Source organism: Psychrobacillus sp. Z3-81 (genome assembly GCF_056620325.1).
In genome coordinates, this window is record NZ_JBWQPU010000069.1 from 1 (window position 1) to 264 (window position 264).

The following is a 264-nucleotide window of genomic DNA, read 5'->3' on the forward strand; positions in this document are numbered from 1 at the left end:
CTGCAGGCGAGGCGCGTGCGCTGCGCACCGCCGACGGCGGCGCCCTCGTCGTCGCGAAGGTCACGTCCATCGAGACGCTCGCCGGCGAGGTCGGCGCGACCGTGCCGCCGTCGGCGACGGAGGGTGCCTTCACCGGCGGCGCCGCGGCGGCCAACTCCCTGACGACGGGCCGGACGGGGCTCGTCGGCATCCGCATACCGCCTACCGGATCGGTGGATCCGGTAGCGGTCGTCGGGAGCGAGCTTCTGACGACCTCGGCCTCTG

General features: G+C 75.0%; 1 protein-coding gene. It reads left to right on the forward strand.

Going from position 1 to position 264, the window contains the following annotated elements:
- Positions 1–264: DUF8094 domain-containing protein (locus AC1ECF_RS17660; RefSeq protein ID WP_480390745.1), on the forward strand; the 264-nt coding region annotated here is incomplete at both ends.